The organism is Pseudogracilibacillus amylolyticus (SeqCode) (assembly GCF_051918545.1).
GTDB lineage: Bacteria > Bacillota > Bacilli > Bacillales > Amphibacillaceae > Pseudogracilibacillus.
Genome location: NZ_JBPPZG010000086.1, coordinates 1 through 15,268 on the forward strand (window position 1 = coordinate 1; position 15,268 = coordinate 15,268).

Genomic DNA, 15,268 nt, shown 5'->3' on the forward strand with positions numbered 1-15,268 from the left:
TACCCAGATTTGTAAATTGTTCCCAAAAGAGCGCTGAATTAGTTTTCGGCAAATTTACTTTCGTAATTTGGGATAATTGCACCTTTTAAAACTCTTTGTACATAGGGAGATACGCCCATTAGGTTCAATCCATTACTTAACACACCGAGTAATAATGCACCAAGCAATGTTCCGAATATATGTCCTCTTCCTCCTGCAATGCTTGTACCACCTAACACAACTGCAGCAATCGCATCCAGCTCATATCCATCCCCAGCTGTAGGCTGTCCAGAAGCCAATCTGGAAGTCATGATTAAACCACTGATACTTGCCGTTATCCCGCTGATTAAGTAGACAATTGCTTTAATACGCTTAACTTTTACTCCTGATAATCGAACTGCTTCTTCATTGCCACCAATTGCATAAATATATCTTCCTAATGGCAAATGGTTCAAAATAATATATGCGACGATAAACACACCAATCATTATTAATGCTGGCATAGGAATAACTCCAAAAAGATAACCTCTTCCAATGAAACTATAAGAAGTCGGTAATCCTGATAATGGATAACCACCCGTATATAACAAAGCTGCTCCTCGTGCAATTTCCATCATAGCCAATGTCACTATAATAGATGGTATTCTCGCATACGCTACAAAAGTACCGTTAATATAACCAATCACTGCACCTAGAATTGCACCTATTACAACCGCTGCAACTGGTGGCAATCCCATATTCACCATCATACCGACCATGATTGTCCCTGTAAAAGCCATCACAGAACCTACAGATAAATCAATTCCACCGGTTAATATTACAAAGGTCATTCCAACAGCCAGAATTCCATTAATGGAAACCTGTCTGACAATGTTTGAAATATTAGATCCTGTTAAAAATTCCCCACTAACAATACTAAAGAAAATACATAATATAAAAAAACCTATTAACGTTAGCATTTCAGGATTCTTAAAAGTTTCTTTCCAATTAGATCGCTGATTATTTATTGCATTCATCCATCTACACCACCTGTAGCATAATACATTACCTTTTCAGAAGTTGCTTCTTCTGCCTCAATAACGGTCTTCATTTGCCCTTTATGCATAACAATAACTCGGTCGCTCATGCCAAGTACTTCAGGCAACTCTGAAGAAATCATAATAATAGATATTCCTTTATCTGCTAAACTTCTCATTAACTTATAAATTTCTTCTTTTGCCCCGATGTCAATTCCACGAGTTGGTTCATCGAAAATCAAAATATTGCAGTCAGTATTGAGCCATTTAGCGAGTACTACTTTTTGCTGGTTGCCCCCACTAAGGTTTTTTACCTTTTGATTGCTGCTAGGCGTTTTAATCAGCAAGTCTTTTACAGATTGCCCAATTATTTCTGCTTCCGTTCTTCTATTAATTAAACCTAATCCACCAGTGAGTTTTTTCATTATCGGTAAGCTTATATTATTTTTAATAGTCATCCCAAGCACAAGCCCTTGTGATTTTCTGCTTTCCGGAATTAAACAAATACCATTTTCCAGTGCATCGGTTGGATTTTTAATTTTTATTTTTTTTCCATTTAAATAGACTTCTTTTTCGGTAGCCGTATCTGCTCCTATTAAAGCTCTCACTGTTTCTGTTCTTCCAGCTCCGACAAGTCCAGCAATCCCTAATATTTCACCTTTTTTCAAATTAAAGCTAATATCTGTTATATCCTGATTGCTTAATTTTTTTACTTCAAGCAATATTTCCTCCTCTTCCCAATCTTTTTTTGGACGATTAGGAAATGCATTTACAATTTCTCTACCTACCATCATTTTCACAATATCCTGCTTTGTACAGTCAGAAACATTTCTAGTTCCAACCCATTCACCATCTCGCAAACACGTTAGACGGTCACACATTTGAAGAATTTCATCGAGATGATGCGATATATAAATAATTGTCACTCCATCGGCTTTTAAAGTTTCAATTAACTCAAATAATTTGTCTACCTCATTTCCTGTTAGACTTGCTGTAGGTTCATCAAATATAAGAACTTTTGTGTCTATAGCAATCGCCTTGGCAATTTCAATAAATTGCTGATTAGCGATACTTAGACTATCAACTGGCTTATTTAAATCAATGTTCGCATTTAAACGATTTAAAACAGACTGGGCTTCTTTTCGCATTTTCTTTTTATCTAATAATCCGCTAGACTGTCGAATTTCACGACCCAGAAATATATTATCAACACTATTTAAATAGGGTATTAAACTGAACTCCTGATGTATGATACTGATACCCAAACTTTGGGCTTCTTTAGGATCTTTTAAAAAAATTTCTTCACCATTAAATTTAATACTTCCAGATGTAGGATTATATACGCCCGATAAAATTTTCATTAAAGTTGATTTACCAGCCCCATTTTCCCCGACAAGAGCGTGCACTTCTCCACGTTCGACATTAAAACTAACACCTTTTAATGCTTTTACTCCTGGAAATTCTTTCGTTATGTTTTCAATTTCCAATATATAATCCATCGAAATCACCTTTCATTACAATTATTACTGGAGCACTTTAAAACAAAAGTGCTCCACTTGTAAAGTTTACCAGCTAAAGTCCTCTGCGTTTTCGATTGTTTGGAGCTCAACGTCGATTGGCACTTCTTCAGGAACAACTTCAGATCCCCAGTATTTTGCCAAGGCCATTCCCATTCCAATTCTAACTTGGTCTCTTGGGAATTGTGCTGTTGTTGCTTTAAATAGTCCGTCTTCCAAAATTGCTTCTATCGCTTCAGGGTGACCATCTACACTGTAAATCCAAACATCACGACCGGAAGCCTCTACTGCCCCAAGTACCCCTAATGCACCTTCATCGTTGACACTAAATATGGCATCCAAATCTTTATTAGCCTGTAGCATGTTCTCTGTTACGGACATTGCTTCAGCTTTATCTTGTTTTCCATTTTGCATATCTACAATTTCAATTCCAGGATGCTCTTCAATTGCATCTTTAAAACCTTCTACCCTTTCTAAAATTGGGACCACTGGAATACCATCTAAAATAGCCACTTTACCTTTCCCCTTTAGATCTTCGGCCATTTTCTCCCCGGCTCGTTTTCCAGCATCATAGTTTTTCGAACCAACAAATGAATCAACCGGTCCTTTGGCTTGTGCATCAATGGCAACAACAATAACTCCAGCTTCCCTTGCAGCAATAACTGCAGATTCAATTCCCTCACTATCAGTTGGATTTAAAAGAAGAATATCGATATCCTGCTGAATCATGTCATTTATATCATTCGTTTGCTTACTTACATCATGCTGCGCATCAGTTATAATTGTTTTCGCCCCTATAGATTCAGCAGCTTCTTCAAAAGCTTCTTTCATTGAAATAAAATACGGGTTGTTCATTTCTTGGAAAGACATACCTATCACTAAATCACCTTTTTTAGCGCCGCCTTCTCCACTTTCGGTTGCGTCTGGCCCATCGTCTTGTGTGCAGCCAACTGCAAAAATCATAATAGAAACAATAGAAATAATCAAAAATGCTAGCGATTTCTTTTTCATCATTTTATCCCCCAATTTTTTATTAGAATTTCATGCTAGATACTCTTTTCTAGTAATACTTTACTAAATTCTACATACCTGCCAATAAGAACACAGCGGTTCGTCGATAACTCCATCGTACATGCTATTTGAATAACACTTTCCATCTCTCTCCTTTCTAACTAATAGTAAATCTTACGGAACTGTATCCGGTTTCATATAAGGAAAATCAAAAATGCCTTATATACGTATGTTTATTTGACAATCAAAAATAACCATACGTATATAAGGCATTCATAACCTTTATCGATATTTTATACCGTCCATGAGCATAAAATAAATTTTATAAAATTTTAATATAATATTTAACTCTTTCTTTTCAACTAATTCAGCACCACACCATGAGTGCTGATTAATATATCATATCTAGTTCTTATATCACTATATTTATATTATATGGATAACTATTCATACTGTCAATACTTTTTATTCGGGATATAATAATGAATCAGCATGGATAAGTTCTTTTGCAATTTCAACAATTTTCTTATTTTTATCCCTGCTCATTTTCTGAAGATGTTTCATCGCTTCATGTTCTTTTAAATTCTGTCTATCCATTAGTATGCCTTTAGCTCTCTCAATATATTTACGCGCTTCTAATGCCTGTTTTGTATCCTGCAGATTATGCTGCAGTTCTTTAATTTCCTCAAAACGGGACAAACTAATCTTAATTGCTATTCTCAATTCTTTTATATCTATTGGCTTCAATAAATAGTACAGCACACCTTCTTCAGTTGCCCTATTGATCAGTTTATCGTCATGGTACCCGCTGACAATAATGCTTGGAATAAACAATTCTTTATTAATTTCCTTTATAGCTTCTATGCCATCCAAAATTGGCATGTTAATGTCTATAATTATTAAGTCGGGTTTAAGTTCTTTTGCTAACTCAACCGCTCTTTGTCCATTTGTAGCTTCTCCAACCACATGATGCCCCAATTGTTCAACATTAGACTTTAATCCCATTAAAACTAAAAAATCATCTTCAGCTAGTAAAATCTTTAACGGTTTGTTCATATGGTTATCCTCCTTTACGAATAAAAATTCTCCACCGTAAAGTCTAGTTTGCCGCTAACTATTCATTCTTGCACAGTTCCTATACATATAGATTATCATCAAACACATTCCACTTCTAGTCTTTTTACAGGGACTATATCAATAGAATGCAACATTTTATTGAGAACATGTACTGAATAATTATCATCCAAATCTAATTGTATCACGTTTTACTGTAAGTTATTATATACTATATGTTAAACAAAATTACTAAAAGTAACATATTAATTTATACTAACGGTTAAAAGCGTTTGCTATGTGGGGGGAATAGAGTTGTCAACAACATTATTTCAAATAAAGAATATTAACTATAATGGTCAAGACGGTTATCTTGAAAATTTAAATCTAACATTGCAAACAAAAGAAATTCATGCAGTCATTGTTAATAGTACATCGGATCAAAACACCTTTATTCAAGCCCTGCTGCACTTAGGTATACGAACCGATATTGGCGAAGCATTTTACAAGGAAAAAAAACTAGTTAAAAATCCATTTATTGGAGGGTATATTTCACTATTACAACAAAGACCACAACTAGTTCAGGAGTTGACAGTAGCTGAAAACCTCTGTCTGACTAACTTTCCCAAAAGGAGAATAATACCATTAATTAACTGGAAAAAAATAAAAAGACAAAGCAAATCCTTCTTGGAAGAATTGGACTTTAATATCGATTTTCATTCCAAAGTAAATAATTTGACAGATGAACAAAAAAGACTTGTATATATTGCAAAAGTATTCTTACAGAAGTCAGAAATGATTGTGATGCAAGAACCAATGGAAGGCTTATCTTCTGACAATGCAGTTAAATTACATAAAATTATCAATCAGTTTAAAGAACAAGGAGGGAGTATCCTTTACATCACAAAGCAATGGGAAGAGACATTAAAACTTGCTGATAGAATTTCGATTTTATCAAGTGGGAAAATAACTGAAGAATTAACCGCAGAAACAGCAAAACTGGATCCGCAAAGATTACTAACAGAATTGGAAAGCTACAGCTTCAACAAATCTAACATCGATGCCGATACCCAGGATATTCTGGATGCAGTTTTTAACGCTGCCGAATTTTTAACATCCGAATATGAATTGAAAGATGTTCTACTGTTGCTAGCGAAAAAAGTCGCAAATTTTATGAATGCAGATGGCTGTTCTATCAAACTTATCGATGAACCAACTTGGAGCATCATTGATGATTTCGAATATAACAAAAGTAAACATTTACAGTTGCAATTGACAAAGGAAGCAATTATGCAGATTGCAGCAGATAATAACATTTTTTACACAAATGATAAAGACAGGAAATTCAAATCATTATTTAATAAAATACAAAATATTAAGACATTAATTTGTGTTCCAGTCCTAATCCGTTCACAAGTAACTGGAATAATTCAGATTTATTATGAAAACCTTTATGTATACTCAAAAGAAGAATCTAAGTACTTATCAACTCTTGCACGTCATGCTGCAGTTGCTATTGAAGATACAAGACTGATGGGCAGATCAGCTCTGCTTCAAGAGAGTCACCATAGGATTAAAAACAACTTACAATCAGTGATAGGACTTGTTTCATTGCAAAAATCATATGCTCAATTACACCCATCAACTCCGATTGATTCAATTCTTGACAATATTATATCAAGGATTAAAAGTATAGCCTCTGTTCACAATCTCTTATCGAAAGAGAAACTTGGAAGAAGTATTATTAATGTAAGAGAAATAATTGAAGAAGTAATAAGTCTAATGGATATGGATGATAAGATAACAATCATAGCAGAGGTAGAAGACATCTTTATCCCTTATAACATTGCTACTTCCATTGCTTTAATCGTAAATGAGCTAGTTAATAATTGTTTGAAGCATGCATTTCCCGGCAAGGATAACGGAACTATACACGTAAGCTGTATGCGGGATAACGAGCAAATTGTCATTATGGTAAAAGATGATGGGGTCGGTTTGCCGGAAAAATTTAATATGGAAAAGACAAACAGACTGGGATTAACAATCTTGCAAGGAATCGTTTCAAATGAGCTCCAGGGAAAGATGGAGTTAAAAACGAATTCTGGGACAATTGCAGAGATTCATATTAATACACAGAATATATTTAAATTATAATTTCTAAAAATATAATTAAATATCAGTAACGTTGCAAAAAAAATTTCTAGCTTATCAAACATTTATAGCACTTGGAGGCAATCACCAATCCAATCATAGAATATCCATATATAATGATTTTTTTCTTTTTTTACAATTATTTAAATGATGGGATCGTAGGTTAGATCATCCAAATGTGAAATACCCTCCAATTCGTATTGTGCTAAAGTTTCTTTAAAGATACATTGATGTTGGAGTCGCCGTCGACCCTTGAAGGATCGTTTCGGTTCCTTGAATTACTCGGAATAACAAAATGATCAACATAAAACCGATATGTTCCTCTCCAATAAGCCTACACTATAATCATCTTTTATAAAAGTCACTTAGAGGTCTCACTGATCCCGCTATTTAAACTACCACCTGCTAAAGCAGGTGGATTTTGATATAAATGTCTACGGCTAAAGTCGCTCTTCAGGATGAAGTCCTGCTGAAAGTCCATAAGCTGAAGCCTACTCCTAAGTGTGACTAAACTCATTCATCAATCCTGAAGGTTTCATCATTGCCTTCATTGAATTGATTGGCAATATAATTTCTTATTATTTCTTCTGTTACTGTCCCAACGGTTGCACAAAAATATCCTCTTGCCCATAAATGTTGACCCCAATACCTTTTCTTTAGTTCTGCAAACTCATCCTGTAATAATCTTGATGATCGACCTTTTAGGTATTGCAAAACCTTGCTAGGCGCCATACTTGGAGGACATGATAGTAATAAATGAATGTGGTCTTTTCCCACACTTCCTTGCAAGATAGTAATTTTTCTTGCTTCACAACCTTGTCTAATGAGTTCTCTTGCCCGTACTGCAATTGGACCATGCAACACTTTATATCTGTATTTTGTTACCCAAATAACATGATACTTGATATCATATACCGCATGGCTGCTTTTTCTATATCCATCCATACTTTCATCTCATATCCTAGTATGGACAAATAAAGACAAAAGATAGGGCTAAAAGCTGATACCGTCTAAAGACGGTGGAGTTAGACCACGCATTTGTAACTTAAACAGTTTTTTTCTGTACAAAAACGGATAAATTGCTATTCACCTTGATGTAATGTAAGATGATTTTGCTTGGCCATAGCCAAAAACATGTAATTAATTAAAGTAGAATAAATAGAATGTAGGGATAAAATGACAAAAAAGTTAATCTTCTTTGATATAGATGGAACGCTTCTTGATCACGAAAAGAATCTTCCTAGCTCCACAGAACAAGCAATTAAATTGTTAAAAGAAAAAGGACATGAAATAGCAATCGCTACAGGTCGTTCCCCATTTATGTTTAAGGAATTACGTAAGAAACTGGAAATAGATACATTTGTGAGTATTAATGGTCAATATGTTGTCATAAAAGATAACGTTATTTATAAAAATCCATTACCTACAGACGCATTACAAACGCTTACGGAGGTTGCAACACTCAATGAACATCCAATTGTATATATGGGTACGGAGAACATGAAAACAAATGTTGAATATCATCCCCATATTGAAGAGAGTATTAGTGGTTCATTAAAATTTGATCACCCAATGTACGAACCCGACTATTTTGAAACACAAGAAATCTATCAATCTTTACTCTTTTGTACAGATAAAGAAGAGGCTCCATATATTGATCGTTTTAAACAGTTTCGGTTTGTACGTTGGCATCCACTTTCTACAGATGTTATACCTGCGGGTTGTTCGAAGGCAAAGGGGATTGAGCTCATGATCAATCAATTAGGATATGCACCTGATCAAGTCTATGCCTTTGGAGACGAATTAAATGATATTGAAATGCTGCAATATGTAGAAAATAGCGTTGCAATGGGAAATGCTCCTGATATTGTAAAGAAATCCGCAAAACATGTTACGAAAGATGTTCATGAAGACGGAATTGCATATGGTTTGGAAGCATTAGGGTTATTGAAGTAAAGCAAGTAAACTATTTTTATTTCTTAGAAAACAATAAAAAACTTATAACCTTTTGCAATCAGGCTATAACAATACACAGCATGAGTTAATCCCTTAATAAAAAGCTTCTTTTTGATTAAGGGATATTTTTTTCAATTCATCAAGCATGGAAGTCGAACACGGTGAACCTCTCCACCTAAATAAAGATTTTGGTGGAGCTTCCCTTGACTTAAATACAGCTATACTTCACGCAATTTCTTGTGAAACAAATCGAGGAACACTAGATCTAGTAACTAGCATTGCTAGAGTTATCACGAAGCCAATACTTCACCATAAATCAAAACCTAGTAGAGCTCATTCTCCACCAGGCTTTCAATGACTACTAATTATTTTTTATCCTATCACTCGATATTGACTATCAGGCTATAGTTGTTTTCTTAATTCTTCTATCTCATCCACTGTTAGCTTAGTCGTTCTTTTAATAAATCCTATAGAAACACCTTCTTTTAACATCTCCAGCGCAACTTCCTTCCTACCTTTTTCGTTAATTCTATAATATCATAAATCATCTTAGAACAAACGTTCCTTAAGATGATAACGTATACTACCTTTTCTACATCATCATCTCCAACTTCCTCCTTACCAACTTGTTTCGGCAGTCACGCCTTCCTATTCCATAACCCATCCCCAAAAAACTTCCTCTTAATTTGTACATTTTCACAAAAAAATGTATAATCATTTTCATATATTCAAAAAATTATAATAAAAAGTAAAGGAGTCAAAATGGAGTCTGTATATAAAAAAATTAAAGAGCTACGAACGAAAAACGAAATGACGTTAGCGGAATTATCTGAAAAAACTGGACTCTCTATTAGTTTTTTATCACGGATTGAAAAAGGTACGACCAATTTAGCGATTACATCATTGAAAAAAATAGCTGACGCTTATGGAATAAGTATGAATTATTTTTTTGCCGAAGAAACACATAATAGTTACATCAAAAAGAAGGCAGACCAACAAATGGTTAAGTTAGACGGGATTGATGAAAAGTTAATTCGTTTAAATGGAGAATTTACAGGAAGAGAAATGGATCCCTACTATATTAGTGTGCTGCCAAATAAAATATCATCGCAGAAGTCTTTTACCCATCACGGCGAAGAATTTTATTATGTATTAGCAGGTACAATCACTTTCATCATCGATGGAGAGGACTACGAGGTTCATCAAGGAGAGTCCATTCACTTTCCTTCCCATTTACCTCATAATTTTGAAAACAGAACTGACCAAGCCGTTGACATGATTAATGTCGTCACACCAAAATTACTTTAATAACAGAAAGGAAGATAGCATTGCGTGTTGCAACAGATATAGGTGGTACATTTACGGATATGGTAAGTATATCGAAAACAGGTGACATTCAAACTATAAAAACAGATACTACTGTGCCAAATTATGAACAAGGGGTCATCAATGTCATCCAAGCTTCAGGTGTTAATCCGAAAGAAATTGATATGTTCATTCATGGTTCAACCGTGGTGATCAATACATTAACAGAAAGAAAAGGTGCTAAAACAGCCTTAATTACAACAAAAGGGTTCAGAGATGTATTAGAAATTGCCCGGGGAAATCGACCTGATTTATTTAATGTACGATATAAAAAGCCAACCCCCTTTGTGGAGCGATATTTACGGCAAGAAGTCGAAGAAAGGCTAGATTATCAAGGGAATATCATCACACCCCTAAATAAAAGCAGTGTAAAAGAAATTGCAGCATATTTTAAAGAGCAAGAAGTAGAAGCAGTTGCTATTGCGTATTTATATGCTTATATAAATCCCCAACATGAGATAGAAACAAAAGAAATCATCCAAGCACTGCTTCCAGACGTAAAAGTAACAGCATCACATGAAGTAGCAAGAGAATGGCGTGAGTATGAACGGACGAATACTGCAGTTTTAAACGCTTATGTGAAACCGACGGCATCTACTTATTTACAAAAGTTAAATAATAAATTAAACGATATTCATCTAAAAGGAAATAAATTTGTGATGCAGTCAAATGGTGGGACGACCAATTTTCAACATGCAGAGGAAACCCCTATTAATATAATAGAATCTGGTCCAGCAGCAGGAGTGTATGGTGCCGCTGTATTAGGCGAAATGATAGGTGAAAAAAACATCATTGCCTTCGATGTTGGAGGAACGACAGCGAAATGTTCCCTCATTGATAACGGAGAGATGAAGGTTGACTCTGATTATTATATTGAAAAAAATGATAAAAATGCTGGATACCCTATTAAAGTACCTGTCGTCGATATTATCGAAATTGGAAATGGTGGAGGATCAATCGCCTCAATTGATAAGACCGGAGCGCTAAAAGTAGGGCCAAAATCAGCAGGTGCCTTCCCAGGACCGATTGCATATGGAAAAGGTGGTAAAAGCCCGACAACAACCGATGCAAATTTACTTACTGGTAGACTCTCATTAGACAACTTTGAACATAAAACTGAGATCGCAACAATTAAAGCCGCTTTTCAAGAAAAAATCGCTGATAGCTTGTCGATGGAGGTAGAAGATGTAGCGTTAGGGATTATTCGCTTAGCCAACTCGAATATGCTGCAAGCACTAAAACTAATTTCGGTTAGAAAAGGATATGATCCACGGGATTTCACCCTTGTAGCTTATGGCGGTGGCGGACCATTACATGCAACAGCATTGGCAAAAGAGTTAGGCATTAAAAAAGTAATCATTCCAATCGCATCTTCTGTCTTTTCTGCTTGGGGCATGCTGATGACAGATGTACGAAATGATTATATTCATACATTTAATATCGCATTACCTAACATCAAAAGTGACAGCTTTGATGCCAAATGGAAAGAGTTGGAATTAGCGGCAACAACCTCGTTAATAGAAGATGGGTTTTCAGAAGAAACTATCGTATTTTCAAAATCCGTTGATATGCGTTATAAAGGGCAAGAACATACGGTAAAAGTCCCTTACCCAGACGAGGTATGGAATGAACAAGTAAAACGTCAAATTTCTAACACATTTCATCAATTACACGAAAATAAATACGCCTATAAATTAATCGATAATGAGATGGAAATTGTCAATCTCCATTTAACAGCTTTCGGTAAATTGAAAAAAGATCCTCTACAAAAGCGGACGTTTCACCAGGCGGATCAGACACCAATTATCGAAAAAAGAAATGTCCTATTTGAGGAAGACGGTTGGTTATCCGTTGATGTGTACGACCGAAATCTATTAGGTCCTGGCCACACAGTTCAAGGTCCAGCTATTGTGGAAGAAGTAACATCCTCCACAATTTTATACCCGAATCAATCACTCATTGTCGATGACTTTGGCAATTTAATCATTACATTACATCATGGGGAGGGAAATTAAATCATGCCAAAACAAACAGATGTCTTCACGTTGGAAATCGTCAAAGATTCGCTTTTAGCTATTGGAGATGAAATGTTTGAAACGCTTGCTAGAACATCAATGAGTCCGATTATTTATGAAGTACTTGATTATGCAAGTGGCATTACAGATCGACATGGTAATTTACTGACACAAGGAAATGGCGTCGCTGGTTTTATTGGTATGCTGTCCCATATGGTAGAATACACGCTCGAGAAATTCCCACGTGAAGATTTACATCCTGGTGATGTCATTATTATTAACGATCCTTATGTCGGTGGAGGCTCGCATTTATCAGATGTCGGCTTAATCATGCCTGTGTTTGTAGATGGGGACATTGTTGCATTTGTCGCTAATAAAGCCCATTGGACAGAGGTTGGCGGTAAAGACCCGGGTTCCTTTAGTAATGATGCAACAGAAGTATTTCAAGAAGGGTTACAATTTCCATGTATCAAACTAATTAATAAAGGAGTCGTTAATGACGCCTTGATTGAAATGATTAAGGCAAATGTCCGAATGCCAGATTTATCAATCGGTGACTTATGGGCACAAGTTGCGACATTAAAAACCGGGCATAAACGAATAACCGAACTTTGCGAACGGTATGATACAGAAGTTGTTTTACAATCAATTGATCGATTACTAGATCAAGGAGAAATACTAGCACGGGAAGCCATGAAAAAACTTCCAAAAGGAACCTTTGAAGCAAGTGACTATATCGATGATGACGGTTTTGGCAATGGACCATTTCAAGTAAAAGTGAAAGTAACGATTACAGACGATCAATTTATTTGTGATTTTCGCGGTAGTCATCCACAAGTTCCTGGTCCAATTAACTGTTCATATTCTGCATTAGTCACTGCCGTAAGAGTCGTATTTTTAAGTATTACTAATTCCGGTGATGTCGTAAATGATGGTGTATTTCGGCCATTAGAAGTAATTGTCGATCAGGGCTCCGTGGTATCGGCAGAACGTCCTGCACCAACTTCGATTTATTGGGAAAGTGATGCACTTGGCGGAGACCTTGTTTGGAAAGCGTTAGCTCCCTATCTGCCTGAGCAACTTGGTGCTGGTCACTTTTTATCTGTATGTGCCGTTACATTATCAGGCATTAAACCGGAAACGGATGAACCTTTTCTCATTGTGGAACCTTCTGTCGGAGGTTGGGGAGCAGCTACAAATCAGGATGGAGCAAGAGGACAGTTTTGTATCGGTGACGGAGAAACATATAATGTTCCAGTTGAAATAGCCGAAACAAATTATGGTGTGATGGTAGAAAAATATGCCCTCCGCAATGATGGTGCTGGTGCTGGCACAAATATCGGTGGTTCAGGCGTCATCCGTTCTTATAAAGCTATGTCTGACGGACAACAAGTATCCGTTACATTCGGAAGAAATAAATTTCTCCCTTGGGGTGTAAACGGTGGTAAAGATGGTTCCGCTAATGAATTTTATGTAGAAAAAGCAGACGGGACAGTGGAAGGTCCTTTCAGTATTTATGCAAGATATCCACTAAATAAAGGTGATATTGTTAAATTATATACTGGAACGGGTGGCGGATACGGCAGTCCACTTCATCGTCCGATAGAACAAATACAAGCTGATGTAAAAAATGGCTATATTGCCTTAGAAGATGCTAAAGAGATATATGGTGTCATATTAGACCCGGGTAATTTTTCTTTACTAGACATATCAGAGGAAAGAAAACAATTACAAAAACAAAGTGGAGGTGGAAATGATCGATAATCAGCAGGAAATAAGCAGAGATAATACGGTAACAAGGGACGAAGCTATTGATCCGGTACCACTCGAACAACGAGGTCATTGGATTGGTCCATTTTCTGTCAATGCTGGGTTAGAATTTACGATTCCCGTTTTAACGACAGGTGCCTTACTAATTGGAAGTTTCAGTTTATGGATGACGACGATAATTCTAGTGATCGCCTTAGTCATTACATGGATTGGAAATACATTAAACGGTTATATGGGAGCAAAGACTGGCAGACCATCTACTGTCATAGCAAAATCTTCTTTCGGTCGCATCCAGGCCCGATTCGTTGTAGGGATTAATATTATAATCGTTTGTTTATTTTGGTGGGGTCTCCAAACCCATGTCGCCGGTGATGCAATTGCCGCCATCGTTGGAGTGTCAAAAGAGCAAGACCCATTTTTATGGGGAATTATCGTCTTAATCGTAGGGATCACATTTGCGATTCCATCTATTCTTGGCTATGAATCGATGAAATGGACCGATTATATCGCGGTTCCCGCAGGCCTTCTATTAGTGATTGTTGGTGTATACCTCGCCATTAAAAATATTGGCTGGAGTGGCATTTCTTCTTGGAGCCCTACTCCAACGATGACTGTAATTGGTGCGATTTCGCTCGTCATCAGCGTGAACATTTCACAATGGATTAGTTCCGCGGATTATACACGTTATGCTAGACCAGTCGTAAAAGATAACTTAATTATCCCCTTAGGTATTGTTGGTGTAGGCTTCCCCCTATTTTTAGTCGGGGCGATCATGTCGATTGGCATTGGTGAAGCAGATATTGTTACCGTCATGTTAGCATTAAATTTTCCAGTATGGGGTTTTCTTATTTTATATTTAGCTACGTGGACAAGTCAATTAGTGAATAATTACAGTATGGGGCTAGCTTTGGCAAATATGTTTAATATCAACTCTGGTAAAGGGCGAGCCATATTGACATTGTTAGGAACTATTGTAGGCTTAGGACTTGCTATGACCAACATTATAGCCCAATTAGAGAACTTCTTATATATTATCGGCTTAACAAGTCCACCTGTAGCGGCAATTATGTTTGCAGATTATTTTATTATCCAAAAACAACAATACAGAGAAAGTGAAAATTGGAACTGGGTTGCAACATGGACAATGCTAATTGGGTTTGCCTTCGGTTATTTGACACAATATGTCATCCCATTCGGCATGCCATTACTACAATCCTTTTTCATGACTGGAGTTTTATATTTTATCGGGATGAAAATAAAACAGCGGAAGAATGAAGTGAAGAATATTACGTAATATATAAAAGTGTTGTCAGACTACCTCTTAGTCTGCAACACTTTTTTATTTTCCTATATCATCTGTTCTCACACTCGCATCCGTTAACCACCATTTATTATTGGAGTGATTTATAATTTAATGTTTCTACTTCTTTATTCT

The 15,268-nt window shown here is 36.1% G+C and carries 11 protein-coding genes; 6 read left to right on the forward strand and 5 right to left on the reverse strand.

Features of this window, described 5'->3' with window-relative positions; all coding sequences use genetic code 11:
- Positions 1-38 precede the first annotated feature (38 nt).
- The 4 genes from ACPYKA_RS10875 to ACPYKA_RS10890 all read right to left on the reverse strand — a co-directional run bounded on the left by ACPYKA_RS10875 (position 39) and on the right by ACPYKA_RS10890 (position 4,579).
- The gene (locus ACPYKA_RS10875) at positions 39-995 is read right to left on the reverse strand and encodes an ABC transporter permease (RefSeq protein ID WP_479542315.1); all 957 of its coding nucleotides are present in this window, start codon (positions 993-995) and stop codon (positions 39-41) included.
- Positions 992-2,494 carry a sugar ABC transporter ATP-binding protein gene (locus ACPYKA_RS10880; protein WP_479542316.1) on the reverse strand — a complete coding sequence of 501 codons (1,503 nt, stop codon included), beginning with the start codon at positions 2,492-2,494 and terminating at the stop codon, positions 992-994. The genes ACPYKA_RS10875 and ACPYKA_RS10880 overlap by 4 nt, the downstream gene beginning before the upstream one ends.
- Before the next feature lie 66 nt (positions 2,495-2,560).
- Positions 2,561-3,523 (reverse strand): ABC transporter substrate-binding protein, encoded by a 963-nt coding sequence (locus ACPYKA_RS10885; RefSeq protein ID WP_479542317.1) that lies wholly within the window; start codon positions 3,521-3,523, stop codon positions 2,561-2,563.
- A gap of 465 nt (positions 3,524-3,988) precedes the next feature.
- On the reverse strand, positions 3,989-4,579 hold the full coding sequence (locus ACPYKA_RS10890; RefSeq protein WP_479542318.1) for an ANTAR domain-containing response regulator: 591 nt from the start codon (positions 4,577-4,579) through the stop codon (positions 3,989-3,991).
- 312 nt (positions 4,580-4,891) lie between these two features.
- On the opposite strand from ACPYKA_RS10890, the gene ACPYKA_RS10895 reads away from it, so the two are divergent.
- Positions 4,892-6,730, forward strand: coding sequence for a histidine kinase dimerization/phosphoacceptor domain -containing protein (locus tag ACPYKA_RS10895; RefSeq protein WP_479542319.1), 1,839 nt, complete (start codon positions 4,892-4,894; stop codon positions 6,728-6,730).
- A 510-nt stretch (positions 6,731-7,240) separates the two neighbouring features.
- Here ACPYKA_RS10895 and tnpA read toward each other — a convergent pair.
- Entirely contained in the window at positions 7,241-7,672 is a 432-nt protein-coding gene (gene tnpA, locus ACPYKA_RS10900) for an IS200/IS605 family transposase (protein WP_479542320.1), read from the reverse strand.
- A gap of 231 nt (positions 7,673-7,903) precedes the next feature.
- Here tnpA and ACPYKA_RS10905 point away from each other — a divergent pair, with 231 nt between their 5' ends.
- The 5 genes from ACPYKA_RS10905 (at position 7,904) to ACPYKA_RS10925 (ending at position 15,127) form a co-directional block, all read left to right on the forward strand.
- On the forward strand, positions 7,904-8,683 hold the full coding sequence (locus ACPYKA_RS10905) for a Cof-type HAD-IIB family hydrolase (RefSeq protein ID WP_479542321.1): 780 nt from the start codon (positions 7,904-7,906) through the stop codon (positions 8,681-8,683).
- Positions 8,684-9,445: 762 nt separating this feature from the next.
- Positions 9,446-9,991, forward strand: a complete 546-nt coding sequence (locus tag ACPYKA_RS10910) for a cupin domain-containing protein (protein ID WP_479542322.1) — start codon at positions 9,446-9,448, stop codon at positions 9,989-9,991.
- 20 nt (positions 9,992-10,011) lie between these two features.
- Positions 10,012-12,063, forward strand: coding sequence for a hydantoinase/oxoprolinase family protein (locus ACPYKA_RS10915; protein WP_479542323.1), 2,052 nt, complete (start codon positions 10,012-10,014; stop codon positions 12,061-12,063).
- Between the two features lie 3 nt (positions 12,064-12,066).
- Complete coding sequence (locus ACPYKA_RS10920; RefSeq protein WP_479542324.1) at positions 12,067-13,827, forward strand: hydantoinase B/oxoprolinase family protein; 1,761 nt, start codon at positions 12,067-12,069, stop codon at positions 13,825-13,827.
- Positions 13,817-15,127: a purine-cytosine permease family protein gene (locus tag ACPYKA_RS10925; protein WP_479542325.1), complete on the forward strand. Its 1,311-nt coding sequence runs from the start codon at positions 13,817-13,819 to the stop codon at positions 15,125-15,127. The genes ACPYKA_RS10920 and ACPYKA_RS10925 overlap by 11 nt, the downstream gene beginning before the upstream one ends.
- Positions 15,128-15,268 lie beyond the last annotated feature (141 nt).